Here is a 5,746-nt window from a genome sequence, read left to right as displayed (position 1 = left end):
GCTACGAAGCCCAGCGCCGGCAAGACCAGCGCCAGGCCGCCGAGCGCGCCCGCTACGAAGCCCAGCACCACAATGACCGCCACGACGACCGTGGCCACGGCCACTACGGCCGCTAAGCTTTAGCCAGACGCATAAAGCCCCCGGATTTCGCAGGAAATTCGGGGGCTTTATGCGTCTGGGCTGAGCCGTCTACGGCGTCGCTACTCCACGATGAGGCGTTGGGTGCTGGGCATCTGATTGGCTGCCTGCACCGTGAGCAGGTAGCAGCCGGACGGCACCGCGCCCAACAGAAAGCGCGTGCCCGCGCCCGCAAATTGCTGCGTGCGCACCACCTGGCCCGTGAGGGTGGTGAGCGTGGCCGAAGCGGCAACGGCTGGCTGGGTAAGCGTGAGTTGCAAAGCCGAGCCCGCCGAAACCGGGTTGGGCCATACCTGCATCTGCTGTGCTGTGGGCTGAGCGGCGGTAGTAGCGGTGGTAGTGCCGTTGTAGCGAATGCGCCAGCCACCCGTGTAATCGAGCGCGCCCACGGCATCGAGGTCGCCGTCGCCGTCCAAATCGCCCAGAGCGCCGACGTAGGCGGCGCTGGTTACAGCGTTGTTCGGATTGGTGAAAACGCCGCGGCCATCGTTCAGCAGCAGGTAGTTGGAGTAGGAAGTGCCCCGGCTGGTGAGCAGGTCGGCATCGCCGTCGGCATCTACATCGCCCGCTGCTATCACAAAGCTGCCGTAGATGGGCAGGGCCCGACTGGTGAATTTGCCGGTTCCGTCGTTCAGCCAGAGCTGGTCGCCCACGGCTACATCGGCATCGTTGTCGCCATCGAAATCCCGAACCATGATGTCGTAGATGTTGGTGAGGCGGCCAAAGTTGGGTGCCGACTGAAAGTTGCCGGCCCCGTCGTTGAGGCCTTCGATGAGTTCCGAGCCGATGCTGCCCACAAAGTCCAAGTCGCCGTCGCCGTCGAGGTCGGCCAGTGCAGCGCCCCGCATCGCTGAAGGATTGCTGATAACGGCCAGGTTGAAGATGGCCGAACCGTAGAAGTTGCCGTGGCCGTCGTTGAGGCGCACCATGCCGTTCACGACGTCCAGGTCGCCATCGCCATCGACATCGCCCAAGGCCAGGTCTCCTTCCACAATACTGGCTACCCCGCCCCCGGGCGCGAATGTGCCCTGCCCGTTGTTGAAATACACCGTGTTGCGGGCCAGCGGGTCGGCCGTGTCATAAGTAGCGCCCACAAAGTCCAGGTCGCCATCGTTATCAACATCGCCAAGCACAAAAAAACTGGCGTGAATGGTGGCCCCAAGCAGGGGCACCGGGGCCGCAAACCCGCCGCGGCCGTTGTTGCGCAGCACGCTCAGCTGTTCGGCCGGCGCGGGGGAGCCCGAACTGAACGCCGTGATGATATCGAGGTCGCGGTCGCCGTCGATGTCGGCCAGGCGCATGGTGAGCGGATACCCCGAAAATGGCGGCGCTACCACGGTACCGGTAGTGAACTGGCCGGTTCCGCCCGACACGGCGGCGGTGAACTGCCACACGTAGGGCCGGGCCAGGGCCACGCCGGTGCTGCTACGGGCGGCCTTGGGTACCGTTGCCTGCACCGTTTCGCCGGGCAGGAAAGGCTGGGATGGCGCAAACGAGAGCGTAGCCCCGGCTACCGTGCCGGTGCCCGCTACGCGTCCCCCCGTTCGGCTGCTGAAGGCCCGCAGGGCGGCCACCGTGCCGGCATCGGTCCCCATCGCGAGGGGAAAAGTGGCTGAAATGCCTGCGCTACGGGGTACCACGGCATTGGGCTGCGGCGCTACCGATGCCACGGCATAGGCCGCCACCGCGTTGCCGCCGTTGCGCCGGACAACGACCTCGCCCTGCTGCTGACCCTGCCCAATGCTGACGAGGTCGACATCGCCGTCGTCGTCGATATCGGCCAGCGCGAGCTGCGTGGCGTAGCTGCCCACGCTGACGCTGGTGCCCGCGGCAAAAGTACCCGCCCCGTTGTTGAGCCAGGTCGAAACAGTATTGGTGTTGCCGCCGGTGTGATGAATGGCCAGCAGGTCAAGGTCGCCGTCGCCGTCGATGTCGCCGGTGGTCATGTTCTGGGGCTGGGTTGTGATGGGCAGCGTATTCCCCCCGCTCAGTACCCCCGCCCCGTTGTTGAGCCGCACCACGACCGAATACGCTGGGCTATTGGGGTCGGAGCTGAGCAGCAGCAGGTCGAGGTCGCCGTCGTTGTCTACATCGTTGAGGCGCAGCACCTCGATGAAAGTGTTGAGGGCCGAGGGGACCGACGTGCCGGTGGTGAAGCTCGTGCCCGACCCGCTATTGAGCCGCACGCCCACGGTGCTGTTTGCGCTGTTAAAGAACAGCACATCCAGGTCGCCATCGTTGTCCACATCGCCCACCGTAAATGATTTCACGTAGGGCTGCGCGATGGAACCCCGGACGGCGAATGTGCCCGTACCATCGTTCAGGAGAATGACCAGGCTGGTGGCCGCGATGGCCACCATATCCAGGTCGCCGTCGCCGTCCATGTCGTGCAGCGCCAGACCAGTATACCCATCGTTGGAAACAGGCACCGTAACCGGGCTGGCGAAGCCGCCGCCGTTGTTGCGGCGCACCGAGTAATATCCCACCGAGCTGGCAAAATCCGGGTTTTCGATGGTGACCAGGTCTAAGTCGCCGTCGCCATCGATGTCGCCGAGCTGCGCGTTTTGCACGGCGTGCGCGCTCTGGATGTCGGCCCCGCTGCCGTAATCGCCGGTGCCATCGTTCAGGCGCACGGCCAACAGTTGCGAGTGGTTGGTCAGCAGGTCGAGGTCGCCGTCGTTGTCCACGTCGCCGACCGTCAGCGTACTGGTGCTATTGGGGACGCCAATGGTGCTGCCCCCACTGAAAACGCCGCTGCTGGCCGTAGCTGCCGCCGTGAACTGCCACACTTGGGGCCGGGCGATGGATTGATGGTTGAGCCCGCGCGCCGCGGTATCCAGCGTAGCCCACACCGTTTCACCGGCTTTGAAAGGAGCGGTTGGGCTGAAGGTGAGCGCATTGCCGCTGACAGTGCCGGTGCCCACCTTGCGGCCCCCGGCCTGGCTGCTGAACACGCGTAGCGCCCGGCTGGCGCGGGCTTCAAGGGCCTGCGAAAACTCCGCCCGCACAAAGCCAGTGCGGGCCACCTGCGTGTTGCGGGCCGGCGTGAGCGTCGTTACAACCGGCTGGGCAATGCCTGCGGTGCTAAGCAGGCAGAGCGCGAGCAGACTGGCAGGACGAGGCAGAGAAAAGCCGTGGGGTAGAAATGGCATCATACGCGGGAAAAGCCGGAATAAGAAGGAAACAATGTGCGGCAGCAAAGACCGTGGGCGTGGGTGCCACGCCGACGCGGCTCACCAATGCGACCCGCAAGATAAGGCGCTTTCACCCGCCGTAGAACGCGCTAACCAATAGTAGCTTACCGTTGTTGGTTCCTTGCCGTTCGGTATGAATAAGCCTGCGCAATCCGAAGGCCGCATTACCGCTGAAACGCCGCCAGATACGGCGCGGTACGGCTTTCCTTCGCCTTGGCCACTTCGCGCGGCGGGCCGGCGGCCACCACGCGGCCGCCGTCCTCGCCCGCGCCGGGGCCGATGTCAATTACCCAGTCGGAGCCCGCCACCACGCGCATCTCGTGCTCCACCACGATGACGGTGTTGCCGGCTTCGACCAGGCCTTCAAGTTGTAGCATCAGCTTTTCGGTATCGGAGGGGTCGAGGCCGGTGGTGGGCTCGTCGAGCACGTAGAGCGTGTTGCCGCGGCCGATGCGCTGCAGCTCGGTGGCGAGCTTGTTGCGCTGGGCCTCGCCGCCGCTCAGCTCGGTGGCGGGCTGGCCGAGGCGCAGGTAGCCCAGGCCCACCTCGCGCAGCACCGTGAGGGCGCGATGGATGGCGGACTCGTCGGCAAAGAACTCCCAGGCGTCGTCTACGGTCAGGCCCAGCACTTCGGCAATGTTGCGGCCGCGGTACTGCACCTCCAGGGTTTTGGCGTTGTAGCGGGCGCCGTGGCACACCGGGCAGGGCGCGTACACGCTGGGCAGAAACAGCAGCTCCACCATCACGAAGCCTTCGCCCGAGCAGTTTTCGCAGCGCCCCTTGGCCACGTTGAAGCTGAAGCGGCCGGCGTCGTAGCGGCGCTTGCGGGCCTCAGGCGTGGCCGCGAACAGCTTGCGCACGTGGTCGAATAGGCCCGTGTAGGTGGCCATGTTGGAGCGCGGCGTGCGGCCAATGGGCTTCTGGTCGACGCGCACAAGGCGCTTGATTTTGTCGAGCCCGGCCGTAATCTGCCCGCCCAGCGTGGCCGGCGCGGGTGCGGCCAGCGGGTCGGTTTCCTCTTCCTCGGCTTCGATGGCCTGGCCCAGGCTTTCGGCCACCAGCTCCACCAGCACCTGGCTCACGAGGCTGGACTTACCCGAGCCCGACACGCCGGTAACCGTGGTGAACACACCCAGCGGAAACTCTACACTGAGGTTGTCGAGGTTGTTGCGCGTCACGCCGGCCAGCTTCAGCCAGCCGGTGGGTGTGCGGGGCGGCGTGTCGGGCAAGGCCGAAGTATTGAAGAGAAACTGGCGCGTCTGCGAAGCTTCGATGCGCTTCAACCCCTCTGGCGGGCCGCTGTAGAGGATTTCGCCGCCCTTCTCGCCGGCGGCCGGGCCCACGTCCACCAGCCAGTCGGCCTGGCGAATCACGTCCAAATCGTGCTCCACCACGAACAGCGAGTTGCCCGCGCCTTTCAGCCCGGCCAGCGCGTGCAGTAGCGCCTCGGTATCGGCCGGGTGCAGGCCGGCGCTGGGCTCATCGAGCACGTAAACTACCCCAAAGAGGTTGGAATAGAGCTGCGTGGCCAGTCGCAGGCGCTGTAATTCGCCGGGCGAAAGCGTAGGCGTGCCACGCTCCAACGATAAATAGCCCAGCCCCAAATCCAGCAGTACCACCAGCCGCGCCGCCAAATCCTCGGCAATGCGCCGGGCCACAATGGCCTGTTCCGGATGCTCCTTATCGTGTTTTTGTTTCCCGGCCTTTCCTTCCGCAAACGGCGTCAACAGGGCCGCCAGCCGCTTCAGCGGCAGACGCGACATCTCGGCAATGTCCAGCCCGGCGAATTTCACGCTCAACGACTCCACGCGCAGGCGCTTGCCCTGGCAGGTGGGGCAGTCGGAGCCCAGCATGTACTGTGCCACGCGCTTCTTCATCAGCGCGCTTTGAGTGGTGGCGAAGGTGTGCAGCACGTACTTCTTCACGCCCATGAACGTGCCCATATAGTTCGGCGGCTCGCGGCGCTTGATGGCGCGCTGGGTCTGCTCGGGCGAGTAGCCGGGGTACACCGGCAGCACTGGCTGCTCGTCGGTGAACAGTATCCAGTCACGGTCCTTTTGGGGTAAATCCTGCCAGGGCGTGTCCACGTCGTAGCCCATGCTCACCAGAATGTCGCGCTGGTTCTGGCCTCCCCAGGCTTGGGGCCAGGCCGCAATGGCCCGCTCGCGAATGGTGAGTGTGGGGTCGGGCACCATGCTCTGCTCGGTCACTTCGTACACGCGGCCCAGGCCGTGGCAGGTGGGGCAGGCGCCCTCGGCGGTGTTGGGCGAAAAGGCTTCGGCGTAGATGATGCCCTGGCCGGCCGGGTAGTCGCCGGCCCGCGAGTAGAGCATGCGCAGCAGGTTGGAAAGCGTCGTGACCGAGCCCACTGATGAGCGGGTGCTCGGCGCGCCGCGCTGCTGCTGCAACGCCAC

2 protein-coding genes are annotated in these 5,746 nt (G+C 65.5%); both read right to left on the bottom strand.

All coding sequences use genetic code 11. From position 1 onward, the window contains the following. Positions 1-200: 200 nt before the first annotated feature. Entirely contained in the window at positions 201-3,293 is a 3,093-nt protein-coding gene (locus ACYVDE_RS13160) for an FG-GAP-like repeat-containing protein (RefSeq protein ID WP_460502003.1), read from the bottom strand. A gap of 203 nt (positions 3,294-3,496) precedes the next feature. Next, positions 3,497-5,746, bottom strand: a 2,250-nt coding sequence (locus ACYVDE_RS13155; protein WP_460502002.1) for an excinuclease ABC subunit UvrA, incomplete at its 5' end; no start/stop codon positions are given.

Source organism: Hymenobacter agri, from assembly GCF_054778495.1.
The sequence above is the reverse complement of the archived record's forward strand: the minus strand, read 5'-3'. Positions and strand labels throughout refer to the sequence as shown.

Coding starts and splice junctions, on each gene's coding strand:
- ACYVDE_RS13160 (WP_460502003.1), bottom strand. CDS start 3,293: ATGATGCCATTTCTACCCCACGGCTTTTCTCTGCCTCGTCCTGCCAGT.